The organism is Nocardioides sp. Soil796 (assembly GCF_001429525.1).
Lineage (GTDB): Bacteria > Actinomycetota > Actinomycetes > Propionibacteriales > Nocardioidaceae > Nocardioides.
Map to the genome: position 1 here is coordinate 490,975 of NZ_LMSQ01000017.1, position 18,520 is coordinate 509,494.

18 protein-coding genes are annotated in these 18,520 nt (G+C 70.1%); all 18 read left to right on the top strand.

What is annotated here, in order from left to right:
• The first annotated feature begins 91 nt into the window (after positions 1-91).
• The 18 genes from ASH02_RS09400 (at position 92) to ASH02_RS09490 (ending at position 18,448) form a co-directional block, all read left to right on the top strand.
• A complete protein-coding gene (locus ASH02_RS09400; RefSeq protein ID WP_327152720.1) occupies positions 92-1,531 on the top strand; it encodes a UDP-N-acetylmuramoyl-L-alanyl-D-glutamate--2,6-diaminopimelate ligase in 1,440 nt (479 codons plus the stop codon).
• Positions 1,528-2,985 (top strand): UDP-N-acetylmuramoyl-tripeptide--D-alanyl-D-alanine ligase, encoded by a 1,458-nt coding sequence (locus ASH02_RS09405; RefSeq protein WP_082563520.1) that lies wholly within the window; start codon positions 1,528-1,530, stop codon positions 2,983-2,985. The genes ASH02_RS09400 and ASH02_RS09405 overlap by 4 nt, the downstream gene beginning before the upstream one ends.
• Complete coding sequence (gene mraY, locus ASH02_RS09410; RefSeq protein ID WP_056676794.1) at positions 2,982-4,094, top strand: phospho-N-acetylmuramoyl-pentapeptide-transferase; 1,113 nt, start codon at positions 2,982-2,984, stop codon at positions 4,092-4,094. Before ASH02_RS09405 ends, mraY begins: the two co-directional genes overlap by 4 nt.
• Positions 4,076-5,554 (top strand): UDP-N-acetylmuramoyl-L-alanine--D-glutamate ligase, encoded by a 1,479-nt coding sequence (gene murD, locus ASH02_RS09415; protein ID WP_056676797.1) that lies wholly within the window; start codon positions 4,076-4,078, stop codon positions 5,552-5,554. Before mraY ends, murD begins: the two co-directional genes overlap by 19 nt.
• A 14-nt stretch (positions 5,555-5,568) precedes the next feature.
• Positions 5,569-6,879 carry a putative lipid II flippase FtsW gene (gene ftsW, locus ASH02_RS09420; protein WP_235530035.1) on the top strand — a complete coding sequence of 437 codons (1,311 nt, stop codon included), beginning with the start codon at positions 5,569-5,571 and terminating at the stop codon, positions 6,877-6,879.
• Entirely contained in the window at positions 6,879-7,949 is a 1,071-nt protein-coding gene (gene murG, locus ASH02_RS09425) for an undecaprenyldiphospho-muramoylpentapeptide beta-N-acetylglucosaminyltransferase (RefSeq protein ID WP_056676799.1), read from the top strand. The genes ftsW and murG overlap by 1 nt, the downstream gene beginning before the upstream one ends.
• Positions 7,946-9,376: a UDP-N-acetylmuramate--L-alanine ligase gene (murC, locus tag ASH02_RS09430; RefSeq protein ID WP_057294624.1), complete on the top strand. Its 1,431-nt coding sequence runs from the start codon at positions 7,946-7,948 to the stop codon at positions 9,374-9,376. The genes murG and murC overlap by 4 nt, the downstream gene beginning before the upstream one ends.
• Positions 9,369-10,112 carry a cell division protein FtsQ/DivIB gene (locus ASH02_RS09435; RefSeq protein ID WP_235530036.1) on the top strand — a complete coding sequence of 248 codons (744 nt, stop codon included), beginning with the start codon at positions 9,369-9,371 and terminating at the stop codon, positions 10,110-10,112. The genes murC and ASH02_RS09435 overlap by 8 nt, the downstream gene beginning before the upstream one ends.
• Before the next feature lie 323 nt (positions 10,113-10,435).
• Entirely contained in the window at positions 10,436-11,719 is a 1,284-nt protein-coding gene (ftsZ, locus tag ASH02_RS09440) for a cell division protein FtsZ (protein WP_056676805.1), read from the top strand.
• The gene (locus ASH02_RS09445; protein ID WP_235530037.1) at positions 11,716-12,474 is read left to right on the top strand and encodes a polyphenol oxidase family protein; all 759 of its coding nucleotides are present in this window, start codon (positions 11,716-11,718) and stop codon (positions 12,472-12,474) included. The genes ftsZ and ASH02_RS09445 overlap by 4 nt, the downstream gene beginning before the upstream one ends.
• Positions 12,471-13,178, top strand: a complete 708-nt coding sequence (locus ASH02_RS09450; RefSeq protein WP_056676810.1) for a YggS family pyridoxal phosphate-dependent enzyme — start codon at positions 12,471-12,473, stop codon at positions 13,176-13,178. Before ASH02_RS09445 ends, ASH02_RS09450 begins: the two co-directional genes overlap by 4 nt.
• A gap of 55 nt (positions 13,179-13,233) precedes the next feature.
• The gene (locus ASH02_RS09455) at positions 13,234-13,713 is read left to right on the top strand and encodes a cell division protein SepF (RefSeq protein WP_056676813.1); all 480 of its coding nucleotides are present in this window, start codon (positions 13,234-13,236) and stop codon (positions 13,711-13,713) included.
• Between the two features lie 58 nt (positions 13,714-13,771).
• Positions 13,772-14,068 (top strand): YggT family protein, encoded by a 297-nt coding sequence (locus tag ASH02_RS09460; protein WP_056676816.1) that lies wholly within the window; start codon positions 13,772-13,774, stop codon positions 14,066-14,068.
• Positions 14,069-14,176: 108 nt separating this feature from the next.
• The gene (locus tag ASH02_RS09465; RefSeq protein WP_200949990.1) at positions 14,177-14,941 is read left to right on the top strand and encodes a DivIVA domain-containing protein; all 765 of its coding nucleotides are present in this window, start codon (positions 14,177-14,179) and stop codon (positions 14,939-14,941) included.
• Positions 14,942-15,159: 218 nt separating this feature from the next.
• Positions 15,160-16,173: a TraR/DksA family transcriptional regulator gene (locus ASH02_RS25615; RefSeq protein WP_082563522.1), complete on the top strand. Its 1,014-nt coding sequence runs from the start codon at positions 15,160-15,162 to the stop codon at positions 16,171-16,173.
• Positions 16,146-16,700 (top strand): signal peptidase II, encoded by a 555-nt coding sequence (locus ASH02_RS09480; protein WP_056676822.1) that lies wholly within the window; start codon positions 16,146-16,148, stop codon positions 16,698-16,700. The genes ASH02_RS25615 and ASH02_RS09480 overlap by 28 nt, the downstream gene beginning before the upstream one ends.
• Positions 16,693-17,622 carry an RluA family pseudouridine synthase gene (locus ASH02_RS09485; RefSeq protein WP_056676825.1) on the top strand — a complete coding sequence of 310 codons (930 nt, stop codon included), beginning with the start codon at positions 16,693-16,695 and terminating at the stop codon, positions 17,620-17,622. Before ASH02_RS09480 ends, ASH02_RS09485 begins: the two co-directional genes overlap by 8 nt.
• Before the next feature lie 61 nt (positions 17,623-17,683).
• Positions 17,684-18,448, top strand: a complete 765-nt coding sequence (locus ASH02_RS09490) for an SAM-dependent methyltransferase (protein WP_082563644.1) — start codon at positions 17,684-17,686, stop codon at positions 18,446-18,448.
• The last annotated feature ends 72 nt before the right edge of the window (positions 18,449-18,520 follow it).

The following is an 18,520-nucleotide window of genomic DNA, read 5'->3' on the forward strand; positions in this document are numbered from 1 at the left end:
CAGCGCTGCGCGATAGCCTCGCGCCGTGGTGAGCGACAAGGAACTGAGGGCGACGCGGCCCGCTGAACCGCGACAGACCCCGCTGTCGGAGGTGGCCGGCTGGCTCGGCGTCGAGGCGACCGATCAGTCCGCGGTCACCGGCATCTCCCTGAGCTCCCACCGGGTCCTGCCCGGCGACCTCTACGCGGCCCTCCCCGGTGCGCGCGTCCACGGGGCGTCGTACGCCGCCGACGCGGTGGCGGCGGGTGCCGTGGCGGTGCTGACCGACGAGGCAGGGGGAGCGCTCCTGGCCGACCTCGACATCCCGGTGCTGATCGTCGACGAGCCGCGGGCCCGCCTCGGTCGGCTGGCCGCCCGCCTGCACGACGAGCCCGCCCGGAGCATGCGGATGATCGCGGTCACCGGCACCCAGGGCAAGACCACCACCACGCGCCTCGCCGAGGTGGCGCTGCAGGGCGCGGGCGTGCACGCGGCGGTGATCGGCACCGTCGGCACGCGCGTCGACGGTGACGAGATCAAGACCTCGTTGACCACGCCGGAGGCGCCCGACCTGCACGGCCTGTTCGCGATGATGCGCGAACGCGGGGTCGAGGCCTGCGCGATGGAGGTCTCCAGCCACGCCCTCGTGATGGGGCGGGTCGACGGCGTCGTGTTCGACGTCGCGGTCTTCACGAACCTGGGTCGCGACCACCTCGACTTCCACCACGACGTGGAGAGCTACTTCGCCGCCAAGGCGTCGCTGTTCACGCCCGAACGTGCCCGCCTCGGCCTGGTCAACCTCGACGACGAGCACGGCCGACGCCTGCTCGCCGAGGCAACCATCCCGATGCGCTCGTTCAGCCTCGTCGACCCGAAGGCCGACTGGCGGGCCGTCGACATCGACCTGGCCCCCGACGGCTCCTCGTTCACGGTGGTCGGCCCGGGCGACCTACGTGTCCGCACGTCGGTGCCGATCCCCGGCGACTTCAACGTCGCCAACGCGCTCGCCGCGATCGCGGCCACCGCCGAGGTCGGGTACGACGTCACCACGGTCGCCGGCGCGATGGCCCGGGGGAGCGGCGTGCCGGGACGGCTCGAGCAGGTGGCGGTGCCCCACGGCTACAGCGTGGTCGTCGACTACGCGCACAAACCGGACGCCGTCGAGGCCGCACTGCGCACCCTGCGGCCACTGACGGACGGGCAGCTGATCATCGTGATCGGGGCCGGCGGCGACCGCGACACCGGCAAGCGACCCGTGATGGGCGAGATCGCCGCGCGGCTGGCCGACGTCGTGATCGTCACCGACGACAACCCACGCTCCGAGGATCCCGCGGCGATCCGGTCCGAGGTGCTGGCCGGCACGACAGCAGGCCCTGCCGAGGTGCTCGAGATCGGCAACCGCCGCGAGGCCATTCGCGAGGCACTGGCCCGGGCCCGCTTCGGCGACATCGTGCTGGTCGCCGGCAAGGGCCACGAGACCGGCCAGGAGGTCGACGGAGTGGTGCACCCCTTCGACGACCGCGAGGTCGTCCGCGAAGAGGCCACCCGATGATCGCCCTCACGCTGGCCCAGATCGCCGAAGCCGTCGACGGCGAGGTGGCCGGCGACCCCGCCGTGGTCGTCTCCGCCCCCGCCTTCCTCGACAGTCGGCAGGTCGAGCCCGGCGGACTCTTCGTCGCCGTCGTCGGCGAGCGGGTCGACGGCCACGACTACGCCGCCGGTGCGGTGGCGGCCGGTGCCGCTGCGGTCCTCGGCTCCCGGGCCACAGATGTGCCGACGGTCGTCGTCGCCGACCCGGTGGTCGCCCTGGGTCGGCTGGCCCGGCACGTGCTCGACGCGCTGCCCGGCCTCACCGTGCTCGCGATGACCGGCAGCCAGGGCAAGACCGGCACCAAGGACTACCTGGCCCAGGTGCTCGCCGCGGCCGGACCCACCGTGGCCACCCTCGGCAACCTCAACAACGAGCTCGGGGTGCCGCTGACCGCACTGCGGGCCACCACCGACACCCGGTTCCTGGTCGTCGAGATGGGTGCCCGGGGCATCGGCCACATCACCTACCTCTGCGACGTCGCACCGCCCACGATCGCGGCCGTGCTCAACGTCGGGACCGCCCATGTGGGGGAGTTCGGCTCGCGCGAGGCGATCGCGGTGGCCAAGGGCGAGATCCTCGAAGCGCTGCCCGCCGACGGGGTCGCAGTGATCAACGCCGACGACGAGCTGACCTCCGTGATGGGCCCGCGCACGGCCGCCCGGGTGGTCCGCTTCGGGCTCTCCGGTGCCCCCGACGTCACCTGGCACGACACGACGTACGACGACCTCGACCGCGCGTCCGCCGTACTCGAAATCGCCGGTGAGCGGCATCCGGTCACCCTGCGCCAGACCGGGGAGCACCAGCTCCACAACGCAGCCGCCGCGGCGGCCATGGCCCACGCGGCAGGACTTTCGGCGGTCGACATCGCGACCGGGCTGTCCGCGGCGACCAGCCTGTCGCCGTGGCGCATGGAGCTGCACGAGCTGCCCGACGGACCGGTGGTCGTCAACGACGCCTACAACGCCAACCCGGCCTCGATGCGCGCCGCGATCTCCGCACTGCTGGCCATTGCCGGGCGTCGCGGCGGGCGGAGCATCGCCGTGCTGGGGGAGATGCGCGAGCTCGGAGCCGGTGCCGAGGCCGACCACCGCGACCTCGGGGAGCATGCCGCCCGGGCCGGCGTCGACGTACTGCTCGTGGTCGGTGAGGGTGCCCGGGCCGTGCTCGAGGGAGCGGCGAACGTCACACCCGGCCCCTCCGCGGCGTTGTACGTCGCGGACCGGGCTGCCGCTCTGGCATGGTTGCGCGAGAACATGGTCGCCGACGACGTCGTGCTCGTGAAGGCCTCGCGCGGGGCGGCGCTCGAATGGATCGCGCAGCAGTTGGGCCCTAGAGTCACACGCCGGTCCTCACCGGACCAGCCAGGACAGGACACCGGGCCGGAGCCCGAACACGTGGAGGAGAAGCAGGAATGAGAGCGATCCTGCTCAGTGGAGGGCTCGCGCTGCTGCTGTCCCTGATCGGCACCCGCTACGCGATCAAGGTGCTGTCGTCCAAGGGCTACGGCCAGGAGATCCGCGAGGACGGCCCGACCAGCCACCACACCAAGCGGGGCACCCCGACCATGGGTGGCACCGTCATCATCTTCGCCAGCGTCATGGGCTACGCGTTCGCCAAGCTGGTCACCCAGGACCTGCCCTCGGCCTCCGCGCTGCTGCTGCTGTTCCTCTTCGTCGGGCTCGGCCTGGTCGGCTTCCTCGACGACTTCATCAAGATCTACAAGCAGCGCAACCTGGGCCTGCGCAGCAAGGCGAAGATGATCGGGCAGACCCTGATCGCCCTCGTCTTCGGTGTGCTGGCGCTCTCTCCCTGGCTCGAGGACGACCGCGGACGCACGCCCGCCTCGACGCACATCTCGTTCATCCGCGACACCGGCTTCGTGCTGCCCTCGATCCTCGTGATCCTGCTGATCTGGGTGATCGTGACCGGCACCAGCAACGCGGTCAACCTCGCCGACGGGCTCGACGGCCTGGCCGCGGGGGCGTCCGTGATGGTCTTCGGTGCCTACACGCTGGTCAACATCTGGCAGAACAACCAGTGGTGCGGGCAGAACGACATCACCTACGGCCGCTGCTACGAGGTGCGTGACCCGCTCGACCTGGCCGTCATCGCCGCGGCCATCACCGGCGCCTGCTTCGGGTTCCTCTGGTGGAACGCCTCGCCGGCGCAGATCTTCATGGGCGACACCGGCTCCCTGGCCCTCGGCGGCGCCCTCGCCGGCCTGGCCATCCTGACCCGCACGGAGCTGCTGCTGCTGATCGTCGGTGGGCTCTTCGTGGTGGAGACGCTCTCCGTGATCATCCAGGTGAGCGTCTTCAAGGTCAGCCGCGCCAGCGGCCTGTTCCGCTCGGTGTTCCGGGTCAAGGCCGGTCACCGGGTGTTCCGGATCGCGCCGATCCACCACCACTTCGAGATGATCGGCTGGGAGCAGGTCACCGTCGTGATCCGCTTCTGGATCATCACCGGTCTCTGCGTCGCCACCGGCCTCGGCATCTTCTACGCCGAATGGGTGGCCGGCACGTGAACCTCGACACCCTCGGCCGTCACGACTCCTGGCAGGGGGTCCGCGTGGCCGTCGCCGGGTTCGGCGTCTCCGGTTTCGCGGCCGCCGACAACCTGCTCTTCCTCGGTGCCACCGTGATCGCGATGGACGAGAAGCCCGACGGCAAGGAGGAGAAGGCCGAGCTGTTGCGCAGCCTCGGCGCCGACATCCGCCTGGGTGCGGGCACCACGGCCACCCTGCCCGACGACGTCGACCTGCTGGTCACGTCGCCCGGATGGCGTCCGGACGCCCCACTGCTGGCCCAGGCGGGGGAGCGCGGCGTACCCGTCTGGGGCGAGGTCGAGCTGGCCTGGCGGCTGCGCGACCCCGCCCACGCGGCGCCCTGGCTGGCGGTGACCGGCACCAACGGCAAGACCACGACCGTGCAGATGCTCGACTCGATCCTGAAGGCGGCCGGGCTGCGCAGTGTCGCGGTCGGCAACGTCGGTCTGCCGATCGTGGAAGCCGTCATGGACCCTGAGCCGTACGACGTGTTCGCCGTCGAGCTCTCCAGCTTCCAGCTGCACTACACGTCGTCCATGCGGGCCGAGTCGTCGGTGGTGCTCAACCTCGCCGAGGACCACCTCGACTGGTACGACGGCGACGACCCGATGGCCGACTACGCCGCCGACAAGGGTCGCATCTACGAACACGTGCAGAAGGCCTGCGTCTACAACCTCGCCGACCCGGCCACGGAGGAGCTCGTCCGCGAGGCCGACGTCGAAGAAGGCGCCCGCGCGATCGGGTTCACCCTCGGCATGCCTGGCGTCGGGATGCTCGGGGTGGTCGAGGACATGCTGGTCGACCGGGCCTTCATCGAGCAGCGCGGGAGCAGCGCCGCCGAGCTCTGCACGATCGCCGACCTCGCCTCGCCGGCGCCGCACTTCGTGGCCAACGCCCTCGCCGCCGCGGCCCTGGCCCGGGCGCACGGAGTCTCGCAGACCGCCGTCCGTGACGGGTTGCGCGCCTTCCGGCCAGACGGGCACCGCATCGCCCTGGTCGCCTTCCACGACGAGGTCGAATGGGTCGACGACTCGAAGGCGACCAACCCGCACGCCGCCGAGTCCTCGCTGCAGGCCTATGACCACGTGGTCTGGGTGGCTGGAGGGCTGGCCAAGGGGGCCCGGTTCGAGGACCTCGTGAAGAAGGTGCACCCGCGCCTGCGTGGCGTCGTACTCCTCGGAGCCGACCGCCATGTGATCGCCGACGCCCTTTCGCGACACGCACCGGATGTGCCCGTCATCGAGATCGGTGCCGGGGAGACTGGGGCGCAGGATTCACCCATGGACGAGGTGGTGGCTGCCGCCGTGGGCCTGGCTCAGCCGGGCGACACGGTGCTGCTGGCACCGGGCTGTGCCTCCATGGACATGTTCGCCAACTACGGCGAACGCGGAGACAGGTTTGCAGAGGCGGTTCACCGCCACGTCGCACGACAGGAATGACCGGAGGGGCACAGGTGGCCAGTACGACGACCGAGCGTGAGTCGGCTGTCGGGTCGCCGGCCCGCCAGTCCCGTCGTACGCAGTCCCGTCGTCGTTCCGGCCCGGCCCGGTTCATCGAGGCCCTGGCCGACCGGATCAGCCTCATCCGCGGCGCCCTGGACCGGCCGTTGACGTCCTACTACCTGCTGCTCGGTGCGTCCGCACTGCTGCTCACCATCGGGCTGATCATGGTGATGTCGGCCTCGAGCGTCTACTCCTACCGCGAGAACGGCGACTCCTACGCGGTCGTCAAGCGCCAGCTGATGTGGGTGGTGATCGGGCTGCCGGTGGCGTTCGTCGCCTCCCGCATGCCCCAACGGTTCATCCGCAAGATGGTCTGGCCGGCACTGTTGGGCTCGATGCTGCTGCTGGCGCTGACCCGCACGCCGCTGGGCCTGACCCGCAACGGACAGACCAACTGGCTGGCCGTCGGACCGATCGCGATCCAGCCCTCCGAGATCGCCAAGCTCGCGGTGATCCTCTGGGCCGCGCACGTCTACGCCAACAAGCAGCGCCGGCTCCCCGAGCTGCACCACGTGATGATGCCGGTGGTGCCGGGCATGGGCCTGGTCATCGCCCTGGTCCTGCTCCAGCGCGACCTCGGCACGGCACTGGTGCTGATGGCGATCATGCTGTCCATGTTGTGGGTGGTGGGGGCCCCGGCCCGGCTGTTCGCCCTGGCCATCTCGGTGGTCGGCGTGGGCGCGTTCTACCTGGCCACCACCAACGAGGAGCGCCGCGGCCGGCTGCTCAACTTCGTCGACCCGTTCAAGGAGTACCACGACGCGGGCTGGCAACCGGCCCACGGACTCTATGCGCTGGCCACCGGCGGCTGGTTCGGTCAGGGCATCGGAGCCAGCCAGCAGAAGTGGGGCGACCTGCCCGAGGCGCACACCGACTTCATCTTCGCCGTGCTCGGTGAGGAGCTCGGCCTGGTCGGCACGCTCCTGGTGCTCTCCCTCTTCCTCACCATCGCGTACGCCGCGATCCGGGTGGCCACGCACACCCGCGACCCGTTCGTGCGCTACACGTCCTTCGGCATCACCATCTGGCTGCTCGGCCAGATGATCATCAACGTCGGCATGGTGCTGGCCATGCTGCCGGTCGTCGGCATCCCGCTACCGCTGGTCTCCTATGGTGGTTCCGCACTGCTGCCGTCGCTCGTCGCGCTGGGTCTGCTGATCGGGTTCGCCCGGTCCGAGCCCGACGCTGCCAAGGCGCTGGCGGCACGCAAGCGAAACCGCTCGGCCGGGCTGTCGGCCGGTTCAACTCGTCGAGGAAATTGATGCGCGTCCTTCTCGCCGGCGGAGGTTCTGCCGGCCACACCTCACCCCTGCTCGCAACCGCCGATGCGCTGCGCCGCCTCGACCCGGCCACCGAGGTCACCTGCCTCGGCACCCGTGAGGGCCTCGAGGCCCGGTTGATCCCCGAGGCCGGGCTGCCGCTGGAGTTCGTGCCGCGGGTGCCGCTGCCCCGTCGTCCCGGCAAGGCCCTGCTGCGTACCCCGGGCAAGCTGCGCGCCGCACGCGCCGCGGCCCTCGAGGTGATCGACCGGGTCCGTCCCGACGTCGTGGTCGGGTTCGGCGGCTACGTCTCCGTCCCGGCCTACCTCGCCGCACGCAAGCGGCACGTGCCGATCGTGGTCCACGAGGGCAACGCCCTGCCAGGCATCGCGAACCGTCTCGGTGCCCGTCTCACCATCCACGTGGCCACCTCGTTCCCCGACAGCGAGCTGCGCCACGCGACGTACGTCGGCCTGCCGATCCGGCGGATGATCGCCACCCTCGACCGCCAGGCCCTGCGCGCCGAGGGCCGGGCCACCTTCGGCCTCGACCCCGACCTCCCGACGCTGATGGTGACCGGTGGATCGCAGGGCGCGACCAGCCTGAACGACTCCGTCGCCGCGGCCGCCCCGGCCTTCGCCGCGGCCGGCGTCCAGGTGCTCCACATCGTCGGCCCCAAGCACACGCTCGCCCAGCCGCAGACCTCGACGCCGTACGTCGTGGTCAACTACGTCGACCGCATGGACCTCGCGTACGCCGCCTCCGACGCGGTGCTCTGCCGCTCGGGCAGCAACACCGTCACCGAGGTCTCGGGCGTCGGCCTGCCCGCGATCTACGTCCCGCTGCCGATCGGCAACGGCGAGCAGGCACTCAACGCCCGGCCGGTGGTCGACGCCGGAGGTGGGCTGCTGGTCAGCGACGAGGCACTCACGTCCGAGTGGATCTCGGCCACCGTCCCGGCACTGCTCACCGACCCGGAGCGGCTGGCGCAGATGGGCGCCGCCGCGGCACACGTGATCCCGCTGGACGCCGACGAGAAGCTGGCCCGCATGATCCTGGAGGCCGCGCGATGAAGATCCCGGTTCCCGACGTGCTCCTGCCCGCCGACCAGCTCGGCCGGGTCCACTTCATCGGCATCGGCGGCGCTGCCCTGTCCGGCATCGCCAAGATCATGGCCCAGCGCGGCCTCCACGTCACCGGCAGCGACGACAACGACACCCCCTTCCTCCCTGCCCTGCGCGCACTCGGTGTCACCTGCCACCTCGGGTACGCCGCCGAGCACGTCGGTGACGCCGACACCGTGGTGGTCACCACCGCCGCGCGTGAGGACAACCCCGAGGTGCTCGAGGCGACCCGCCGCGGCCTGCGCATGCTGCCCCGGTCGGCCGGACTGGCGTCCGTGATGGCGGCCAAGCAGGTGCTGGCCGTGGCCGGCACCCACGGCAAGACCACCACCACGTCCCTGCTGACCATGGCCCTGCTCGAGGCCGGCGCCGACCCGACGTACGCCATCGGTGCCGTGCTCGTGCAGACCGGCAGCAACGCCCACGACGGCGCCGGACACCTGTTCGTCGCCGAGGCCGACGAGAGCGACGGTGCGTTCCTGGTCTACCGGCCACGTGCCGGCATCGTCACCAACGTCGAGGCCGACCACCTCGACGTGTGGGGCACCGAGGAGGCCTACCGCGCGGCGTTCGTCGAGTTCGTCGACACCCTCGACACCGACGGATTCCTGGTCTGCTGCGTCGACGACGAAGGAGCCGCGTCCCTCGCCGACCTGGCACGCGACAAGGGCCGCGAGGTGATCGGTGTGGGCGAGTCCGCGGCGGCCGACCTGCGGGCCGTCGACCTCGTCTTCGAGGGCAGCAACTCACGCTTCACCGTCGTGCAGGGTGACGAGACGCTCGGCACCGTCGAGCTCCAGATCCCCGGACGCCACTACGTCCTCGACGCACTGGCCGCGCTGGCCCTGGGCCTGAGGCTCGGGTTTGCCTTCGACGCGCTGGCCACGGGGCTGGCCGGCTTCACCGGGTCGCGCCGCCGCATGGAGCGCAAGGGCGAGGTCGCGGGGGTGCGTGTCTACGACAGCTACGCGCACCACCCCGTCGAGATCGCCGGCGACCTCCAGGCCGCGCGCGCTGTCGCGGGCAAGGGCCGGCTGATCGTCTGCTACCAGCCGCACCTGGTCTCCCGCACCCGCATCTTCGGTACGGCGATGGGGGAGGCCCTCGGCGTCGCCGACGAGGTGGTCGTGCTCGACGTCTACGTGGCCCGCGAGGACCCCGACCCCGACGTCACCGGACGGCTCGTGGCCGACGCGGTCCCGCTGCCGGCCGAGTCGGTGCGCTTCATCCCCGACCGGGTCGACGCGGCGGCCGTGCTCGTCGAGATCGCCCGACCCGGCGACATGGTCCTGACCCTGGGCGCCGGTGACGTCACCGAGGTCGGTCCGCAGGTCCTCGAGCTGCTCGCTCCCCGGGAGGGAAACGGCAGTGCTTGAGTCCTTCCGCAGGGACCTGCCGGAGGAAGAGCTGAGCCGCCGGCGGTTCGCGCGCAGGCAGTGGGCTCGGCGATGGCTCCGGCTGCGCCTCGTGGTGATCTCCGCCGTCCTGGCGCTCGCCCTGGTGGTCGGGGTCTGGCTGGTCTACTTCTCCTCCGTCCTCGCCGTGAAGGGCGTCGACGTCGAGGGCAACAAGCTGCTCACCGAGGAGCAGGTACTGGCCGCTGCCGACGTACGCTCCGGTGAGCCGTTGGCCCGCGCCGACATGGGCGCGATCAAGGACCGGCTCGAGGACCTGCCCGCCGTGGCCTCCGCCGACGTCTCACGCGAGTGGCCCGACCGCATCCTGGTGCGGGTGACCGAGCGGGTCGCGGTGGCCGTGGTCGAGCGCGGGGGCACCTACCGGGGCATCGACGCGACCGGGTTCGCGTTCCGCAGCTACCCGAAGATGCCCGGGAACCTGCCGCGGCTCAAGGTCGACGACGACACCGTCGACGAGGCCGTCGCCGAGGGCGCCAACGTCCTGGCCAGCCTGCCGACGACCATCGCTCGCAAGGTCGACTACGTCGAGCTGCACACCGTCGACCAGATCTCCCTGAAGCTGCGCGACGGCCGCACGATCGTGTGGGGGAGCGCGGAGCAGTCCGAGGACAAGGCGAAGGTGATCGCCATCCTGCTGCGCCAGAAGGCCGACGTGTACGACGTCTCCGTGCCCGGTCAGCCCACCACCCGCTGACCCGGTCTCCCTCCCCGCCCGACACGTCCTTGACGTCTCCGTGGCAACCGGATCCCCACGGAAACCTCAGGGAGTCTCGGAAATTTCTGCGTGTCGGGCGTGTCCAGCGTGAATGTCCGCACTGGTCTGCCTACTGTCTTCGACAACGAGAGGTTGACATAACTATAACCCTCCAGTTCAGGGTTAAGGTTTCAGGTCGACTGATCGGAACTTCCCCAACGAGCACCACCGCCAGTCGCAACCCGGCTGGCACAGCACAGACAGGCCCATCGCTCTCACCCGGAGCGGTCGGGCGACACCGATCAGGGAGAGGCACAGCCGCCGTGGCAGCAGCACAGAACTACCTGGCCATCATCAAGGTCGTGGGTATCGGTGGGGGTGGCGTCAACGCCGTCAACCGGATGATCGAGGTCGGCCTCAAGGGCGTCGAGTTCATCGCGATCAACACCGACGCCCAGGCGCTCCTCATGAGCGACGCCGACGTCAAGCTCGACATCGGCCGCGAGCTCACGCGCGGACTCGGAGCCGGCGCGAACCCCGAGGTCGGGGGCAAGGCCGCCGAGGACCACGCCGACGAGATCGAAGAGGTCATCAAGGGCGCCGACATGGTGTTCGTGACCGCTGGCGAAGGTGGTGGCACCGGCACCGGTGGCGCTCCCGTCGTGGCCCGCATCGCGCGCTCACTGGGCGCGCTGACCATCGGTGTCGTGACCCGGCCGTTCTCCTTCGAGGGCCGCCGTCGCGCCAACTCGGCCGAAGAGGGCATCGCGCAGCTGCGCGAAGAGGTCGACACCCTCATCGTCATCCCCAACGACCGGTTGCTCTCCATCAGCGACCGCAACGTCTCCATGCTCGACGCCTTCAAGCAGGCCGACCAGGTGCTGCTGCAGGGTGTCTCGGGCATCACCGACCTGATCACCACGCCCGGCCTGATCAACCTCGACTTCGCCGACGTGAAGTCCGTGATGGCCAACGCCGGCTCCGCCCTGATGGGCATCGGCTCGGCCCGTGGCGAGGACCGCTCGGTCGCCGCTGCCGAGATGGCGGTGTCGAGCCCGCTGCTCGAGGCCAGCATCGACGGCGCCCACGGCGTGCTGCTCTCGATCGCCGGTGGCTCCGACCTCGGCCTCTTCGAGATCAACGAGGCGGCCGCCCTGGTCGCCGAGTCGGTGCACCCCGAGGCCAACATCATCTTCGGTGCCACCATCGACGACGCCCTCGGTGACGAAGTGCGGGTCACGGTGATCGCGGCCGGCTTCGACGGCGGCATGCCGAAGCGCCGTGACGAGGGCACCGTGCTGCGTCGCCAGGAGCCGCCGCAGCAGACCCAGCAGGAGACCCGCAATGCTGCGCAGGCGCTCGCCAACCAGCGCAACGCGCAGCAGGCTCCCCAGCAGCAGTCCCAGCCGAGTCGTCCGGCGGCCCAGCCGGCCGGACAGCCCGCCCAGCGGGCACCCCAGTCCGGTCAGTCGGCGCAGTCCGGTCAGCCTGCCCAGTCGGGTCAGCCCTCGCAGCCGCAGCAGTCGGCTCCGCAGCGCCCGGCCCAGGCTCCGCGCCAGGTGCAGTTCGACGATGACGATCTGGACGTCCCCGACTTCCTGAAGTGATCGAGACAGCACGCGTGTTCGCCTTCCGCGAGTCACGTGGAGGCGAGGCCGGTGGCGCGTCCATCGACCTCGCCTTCACGGACCGCACGCTCGACCTGTCGTTGCCGGCCGCGGGCGACGACGGAGTGGTGGGTGAGGTCGACGAGGCCGCTGCCACGGCACGTCTGGCCACGCTGGCCGGCGAGTTCGCCCCGGGGGAGCACGGCCTGCGCATCGTCGGGCTCCGGCAGGTGCACGGTGCTGAGGTCGCCGTGCTCGATGCGTCGTACGACGGGCGCGAGCTGGTCGCCGACGCAATCGTGACGACCCAGCCAGGCGTCGCACTCCTGGTCCGTGCCGCTGACTGCGTGCCGGTCCTGCTGGCCGACGAGCGTCACACGGTCGTCGGCGCGGTCCACTCCGGCAGGCCCGGACTCGTGGCGGGAGTGGTTCCAGCGGCGGTGCGCGCCATGCGCGACCTGGGCGCCGGGCCGATCGCCGCCTGGATCGGACCCCACGTCTGCGGGAGCTGCTACGAGGTGCCCGGCACGATGCGCGCCGACGTGGCCGCTGTCGTGCCGGAGTCCTGGGCCGAGACCTCGTGGGGCACCCCCGCGCTCGACATCGGGGCCGGTGTCCGGGCCCAGCTCGTCTCCGAGGGTGTGACGATCGTCGACGCCTCGCGCTGCACGCGCGAGGAGGCCGACCTCTGGTCCTACCGCCGCGACGGCGCGGCAGCCGGCCGACTCGGCGGACTGATCAGGATCCGGCCGTGACGGGGGAGCGGGCCGCCGAGCTCGCCGCGAACCTCGCCGCCGTCAACGAGCGCATCGTCGCAGCGTGTCGCACCGCTGGCCGCGACCCCGGCGAGGTCACGCTCACCGTGGTCACCAAGTTCTTCCCGGCCTCCGACGTCGAGCTGCTGGCCGGTCTCGGGGTCACCGACGTCGGCGAGAACCGCCACCAGGAGGCCGAGCAGAAGGTGGCCGACTGTCGTGCCACCGGTCTCCGCTGGCACTACATCGGCGGCCTCCAGTCCAACAAGGCGGCCGCCGTGGCGGCGTACGCCGACGTGGTGGAGTCGGTCGACAGGGCCAAGCTCGTCGGCGGCCTGGCGCGTGGCGCTGCCACCCGCGGACGAGTCCTCGACGTACTGCTCCAGGTCAGCCTCGACCCACCGGGTGAGGCACAGGGCAGGGCGGGTGTCACCGAGGCGGACCTCGGGCCGTTGGCCGACCAGGTGGCCGCCTCCGACGACCTCAACCTGTGCGGCCTGATGGCCGTGGCGCCCCTGGGTGCCGACCCCGAATCGTCCTTCGCCGAACTTGCCGGGATCGCCGAACGATTCCGCCACCAGCACCCGGAGGCCACGCTCCTGTCCGCGGGGATGAGTGGCGACCTGGAAGCAGCGATTCTCCATGGCGCGACACACGTGCGGATTGGCCGCGCGGTGCTCGGTGAGCGCCCGAAGATCAAGTAATGTCCCATCACAACAGCGCTCCTACAGGAGCGCAGGAGTTCCGGAGGAAACACTCATGAGCGGCGCGATGCGCAAGATCGGTGAGTACCTCGGCCTGCTCGAGGACACCGGCCGGTACCCCGACGAAGAAGGCTACGACGAGTACGCCGACGAACCGACCCGTCCCGCGAGGGAAGAGCCCCGCCCGGCCTCGGTGGCCAGCATTTCCGAGCGCCGCCGCCCGCAGGCGGTTCCCACAGCAGGAGTTGTCGCAGAGTTGTCCCGAATCACCACCCTCCACCCGCGCACCTACAACGAGGCGCGCACCATCGGTGAGAACTTCCGCGACGGCGTGCCGGTGATCATGAACCTCTCCGAGATGGACGACACCGACGCCAAGCGCCTGGTCGACTTCGCTGCAGGCCTGGTGTTTGCCACCCGTGGCACCATCGAGCGCGTGACCAGCAAGGTGTTCCTTCTCTCACCGCCCAACGTCACCGTTGCGGCAGAAGACAAGGAACGCATTGCCGAGGGCGGATTCTTCAACCAGAGCTGACCGGGGCTGGAGCCGACCTCACATCCGTGCCGAACTGACACAGAGCTGACCTGAATACATGCGCACCATCGGCTACATCCTCGAGGCGATCCTCTGGTTCTTCCTCGCCCTTCTGTGGATCCGTTTCGTCTTCGACTGGGTGCAGGTCTTCGCTCGTTCCTGGTCTCCGCGAGGGCCCTTGCTGGTCTTCCTCGAGGTCGTCTACAGCATCACTGATCCGCCCATCAAGGCACTGCGGCGCGTCATTCCACCGCTGCGCCTGGGCAGCGTCGCACTCGATCTCAGTTTCCTTCTGGTGCTCGTGGGCACGTACCTTCTTCTACGTCTGAACCAGATGGTGTTCCTCTCGGGTTGAGGTTCCCCAACGGTTCCGACAGGGCTGCCCGTGCAAATTGGGCGCCTAACTGAACTTGCGCCCCAAGCGCTATTGTTCGACAGACAGACTTTCCGTTGACTAGAACGAATGGGTGAGAGCATGCCGCTGACGCCTGAGGACGTGAGCAACAAGCGCTTTACTCCTGTCCGGCTCCGCGAGGGCTACGACATGGGTGAAGTCGACCAGTTCCTCGACGAGGTGGAGGCAGAGCTCGCTCGCCTCACCAAGGAGAACGACGACCTGCGGTCGAAGCTCTCCGCGGCCCAGTCCGGTGCCCCCGTCGCTGTCGCCGCGCCGCCGGCTCCCGTCGAGGAGAAGAAGCCCGAGCCGAAGCCGGAGCCGACCCCGGTTCCCGCAGCTGCTCCGGTTGCTGCCGCTGCCGCGCCCGAGACGATCCGGGTCGAGACGGTTGCGCAGGCTTCCAACGCCGCTGCGCGACTTCTCGAGATCGCCACGCGCAATGCGGACGAGCTCGTCGAGGACGCCAAGAACGAAGCAGACAAGATCGTCGGCGAGGCACGTACCAAGGCCGAGCGCCTCGAGTCGGAGTCGAAGGTCAAGTCCGACCGTCTCGAGTCCGACGCGCGCAGCCGCTCGCAGATGCTCGACTCCGAGACCGCCGAGCGTCGCCAGCAGATGTTCGGTGACCTGGAGAAGGAGCGCGACAAGCTCAACACCGAGGTGGAGAACCTGCGCTCCTTCGAGCGCGAGTACCGCTCCCGCCTCAAGAGCTACTTCACCCAGCAGCTCGAGTCCCTCGACTCGGCTCCTGAGGGTGGCCAGCCGGCCGGCGACACGCCGGCCCAGGCCCCCAAGCGGCTCCGCTCGATCCTCGGCGAGGACGAGGGCTGAGTCCCCGCTAGCGAAGAACTCTCCAACGGCTGGATCCCTCGGGATCCGGCCGTTGGTGTCTCCATGTGGGCACCGCCGGAAGTTCTTCGAGTGGCCGACAAACTTCCGCCGGTACCCACTGTGCGTGGCAGGTTTGAGTAGTGCTCACCGAGTGGACTACCCTCCGACCACTTGACTGTGGCTCCCACCACATCGGCTAGGCCTGAGGAGGCCCACCCATGGCACGCAGCACGAGAAGGTCGTTGGCAGGATCCGCTGCGGCTGCCGCGAAGAAGGTCATCTCCCGCAAGCCCAAGGGCGCCTCGGCCACCGCTGAGCCCGCCAAGAAGTCCGCGCCGGCCAAGAAGGCTTCCTCCAAGCCCACCGCGAAGAAGGCTCCGGCTGCGAAGAAGGCCGTGAAGGCGCCCGCCAAGAAGGCCGCCGCCAGCAAGGCTCCCGCGGCGAAGAAGGCCGTGAAGGCGCCCGCCAAGAAGGCCGCCGCCAAGAAGAGCGCTCCCGCGGTCAAGGCGCCTGCCAAGAAGGCCCCGGCCAAGAAGAGCGCTGCGAAGAAGACCGCGGCTGCGCATTCTGCTGCGAAGAAGGCGCCGACCAAGAAGACTGCTGCCAAGAAGGCCCCCGCGACGCCGGCACCTGCCAAGAAGGCGCCTGCAAAGAAGGGGCCGGCCAAGAAGACTGCTGCCGCCACCAAGGCGCCTGCCAAGAAGACCACGACCTCGAAGACCACGACCAAGAAGGCGGAGCCCGTGAAGAAGGTGGCTGCAGCCACGTCAACGACTGCGAAGAAGACCGTGCCGGCCCAGAAGCGCCCCGCCAAGAAGGCAGCCGCGGCGAAGGGTCGCTCGGCACTGGCCGTGCGCGACGACGAGACCGCCTGGACCAAGGCCGAGCTCAACGAGGTCCTCACCGACCTCAACGAGCACGCCGACCGTCTGCGCGAGGAGCTGCGCGAGCAGGAGGAGGAGCTGGCCGGCCTGATGAGGGACGCCGGCGACGGTGCCGGCCACGACCAGGCCGACATGGGCGCCACCAGCTTCGAGCGCGACCACGAGCTGACTGTCGTCGCCAACGCCCGCGAGATGCTGGCCCAGATCGAGCGGGCCCTGGGACGCATTGACGACGGCACCTACGGCGTCTGTGAGTCGTGCGGCAACCCCATCGGCAAGATGAGGCTGATGGCCTTCCCGCGTGCGACACTGTGCATGTCATGCAAGCAGCGCGAGGAACGTCGCTGAACACCAGCGATACACCGGTCTCCGGAACAGTCGACCACTCCCGTCGTACCCGCTCCCTGCAGATCTTCTGGGGCGTCGGCCTCATCGGTTTCCTGGCCGATCTGCTCAGCAAGAACTGGGCGCTCGAGTCGCTGGAGGGTCGTGGCCGCGTCGACGTGGTCGGTGACCTCTTCGGCTTCCGGCTGACCCGCAACCCCGGCGCCGCGTTCAGCACCGGTACGGCGTTCACCGAGGCGCTGACCGTCTTCGCGATGCTTGCCGTGTGCGTCGTCGTGTTCCTCTCGTTCCGGGTGCGCAGCACCGGCTGGGCGCTCGGGTTCGGCTTCCTGCTCGCCGGCGTGGGCGGCAACCTGGCCGACCGGCTGACCCGCGACCCCGGCGTCATGCGCGGGCACGTCATCGACTTCCTCGAGCTGCCGCACTGGCCGATCTTCAACGTCGCCGACATCCTGATCAACCTCGCTGCGCTCACCATCATCGTGATGTCCATCCGCGGCCGACGCCTCGACGGAACCACGCATGACTGAGCACCGCACTGTCCTGGTCCCCGAGGGCCTGGCCGGCGAACGCGTCGACACCGCCATCGCGCGCATGTTCGGCGTCTCGCGCACCCGCGCCGCCGAGCTGATCTTCGAGGGCAACGTGCAGGTCGACGGCGGCGAGGTCGGCAAGTCCGATCGGGTCCACCCGGGCGCCATGCTCGACGTGACCTTCCCCCGGCGTGCGGACCCTCTCCAGATCAAGGCCGAGATCGTCGAGGGCATCAAGATCATCCACGACGACGACGCCATCGTGGTGATCGACAAGCCCGTCGGAGTGGCCGTGCACCCGAGCCCCGGCTGGTCGGGCCCGACGGTGGTCGGCCACCTGGCCGGCGCCGGCTACCGGATCGCCACCAGTGGCGCGTCCGAACGCCAGGGCATCGTGCAGCGCCTCGACGTCGGTACGTCGGGGGTCATGGTGATCTGCAAGTCGGAGCACGCCTACTCGGTGCTCAAGAACGCCTTCCGCCGCCGTACGGTCGACAAGACGTACCACGCGCTGGTGCAGGGCCACCCCGATCCACTGACCGGCACCATCGACGCACCCATCGGACGGCACCCGAAGTCCGACTGGAAGTTCGCGGTGATGGCCGACGGCAAGCACAGCGTCACCCACTACGAGCTCCTCGAGGCGCACCGCTTCGCCAGCCTGATGGAGATCCACCTCGAGACCGGCCGCACCCACCAGATCCGGGTGCACATGTCGGCGCTCAAGCACCCCTGCGTCGGCGACATCACCTACGGGGCGGACCCGGTGCTCGCCAAGCGTGTGGGTCTCGAACGCCAGTGGCTGCACGCCGTCAAGCTCGGCTTCGAGCACCCGGAGTCCGGCGACTACGTGACCTACGAGTCCGAGTACCCCGACGACCTGGCCGCCGCGCTCGAGGTCATCCGGGGCGCACACTGAGTCCTCGGGCACGACAAAACCCGGTGACGCACCCGCACGCCGGGTGGCACAGTGCGCGGCGATGACTCTCGAACTCGATGCACCCCACGTTGACCTGACCTTCCTGACCGCCCTCTCGGAGGAGCGAGCCGAGCGCCTGGTGGCCTTCCTCGCCGCCGGCCTCGACGGCACTGTCGCCGACATCGGCTGCGGCTGGGCCGAGCTCCTGCTGCGCACCCTGGAGGCGGCTCCAGGTGCCAACGGCATCGGCGTCGACCTCGACGCCGCCTCGATCGCTCACGGTGTCGAGCTCGCCGCGAAGCGCGGGCTGGCCGACCGCGTCGAGCTGGTGGCCGGCGACGCGAAGAAGGCCCTGCCGCCGCGCGCCGACGCGGTGATCTGCATCGGCGCGAGCCAGATCTGGGGACCGCCTGTCGAGGAAGACCAGCCCCTCGACCACCGATCGGCGCTGCGGGCCCTGCGTGCGCTGCTGGAGCCGGGTGGGCGCGCGGTGTACGGCGAGGGCATCTGGTCCACCACACCCACCGAGGCGGCGATCGCTCCGCTCGCGGGTCGCCTCGACGAGTTCGTGAAGCTGGGCGACCTGCTCGAGATCGCGGTCGAGGAGGGCTTCATGCCCGTGCAGGTCCACGAGGCGAACCAGGACGAGTTCGACGAGTTCGAGTCCGGCTACTCGGCCTGCTACGCCCGCTGGCTGGCCACGCATCCCGCCGACCATCCCGACGCGGCCGGCGTACGCGAGCAGGCGGCGGCCCAGCGCGCGGCGTACTACGGGGGCTACCGGGGCGTCCTCGGGTTGGCCTACCTGGCCCTCGTCGCGGTGTGACCGCCTTCATCAGTGACCAGTTCGACCAGTGACCGTGCTCCGGACCGGCGCTGCCGACCCTGCGAGGATGGA

Bases quoted from the DNA above. Each gene is read 5' to 3' on its own strand.
- ASH02_RS09405 (WP_082563520.1), top strand. From the start codon at position 1,528: ATGATCGCCCTCACGCTGGCCCAGATCGCCGAAGCCGTCGACGGCGAG.
- mraY (WP_056676794.1), top strand. From the start codon at position 2,982: ATGAGAGCGATCCTGCTCAGTGGAGGGCTCGCGCTGCTGCTGTCCCTG.
- murD (WP_056676797.1), top strand. From the start codon at position 4,076: ATGGGTGGCCGGCACGTGAACCTCGACACCCTCGGCCGTCACGACTCC.
- murG (WP_056676799.1), top strand. From the start codon at position 6,879: ATGCGCGTCCTTCTCGCCGGCGGAGGTTCTGCCGGCCACACCTCACCC.
- murC (WP_057294624.1), top strand. From the start codon at position 7,946: ATGAAGATCCCGGTTCCCGACGTGCTCCTGCCCGCCGACCAGCTCGGC.
- ASH02_RS09455 (WP_056676813.1), top strand. From the start codon at position 13,234: ATGAGCGGCGCGATGCGCAAGATCGGTGAGTACCTCGGCCTGCTCGAG.
- ASH02_RS09460 (WP_056676816.1), top strand. From the start codon at position 13,772: ATGCGCACCATCGGCTACATCCTCGAGGCGATCCTCTGGTTCTTCCTC.
- ASH02_RS09465 (WP_200949990.1), top strand. From the start codon at position 14,177: ATGGGTGAGAGCATGCCGCTGACGCCTGAGGACGTGAGCAACAAGCGC.
- ASH02_RS25615 (WP_082563522.1), top strand. From the start codon at position 15,160: ATGGCACGCAGCACGAGAAGGTCGTTGGCAGGATCCGCTGCGGCTGCC.
- ASH02_RS09480 (WP_056676822.1), top strand. From the start codon at position 16,146: ATGCAAGCAGCGCGAGGAACGTCGCTGAACACCAGCGATACACCGGTC.
- ASH02_RS09485 (WP_056676825.1), top strand. From the start codon at position 16,693: ATGACTGAGCACCGCACTGTCCTGGTCCCCGAGGGCCTGGCCGGCGAA.
- ASH02_RS09490 (WP_082563644.1), top strand. From the start codon at position 17,684: ATGACTCTCGAACTCGATGCACCCCACGTTGACCTGACCTTCCTGACC.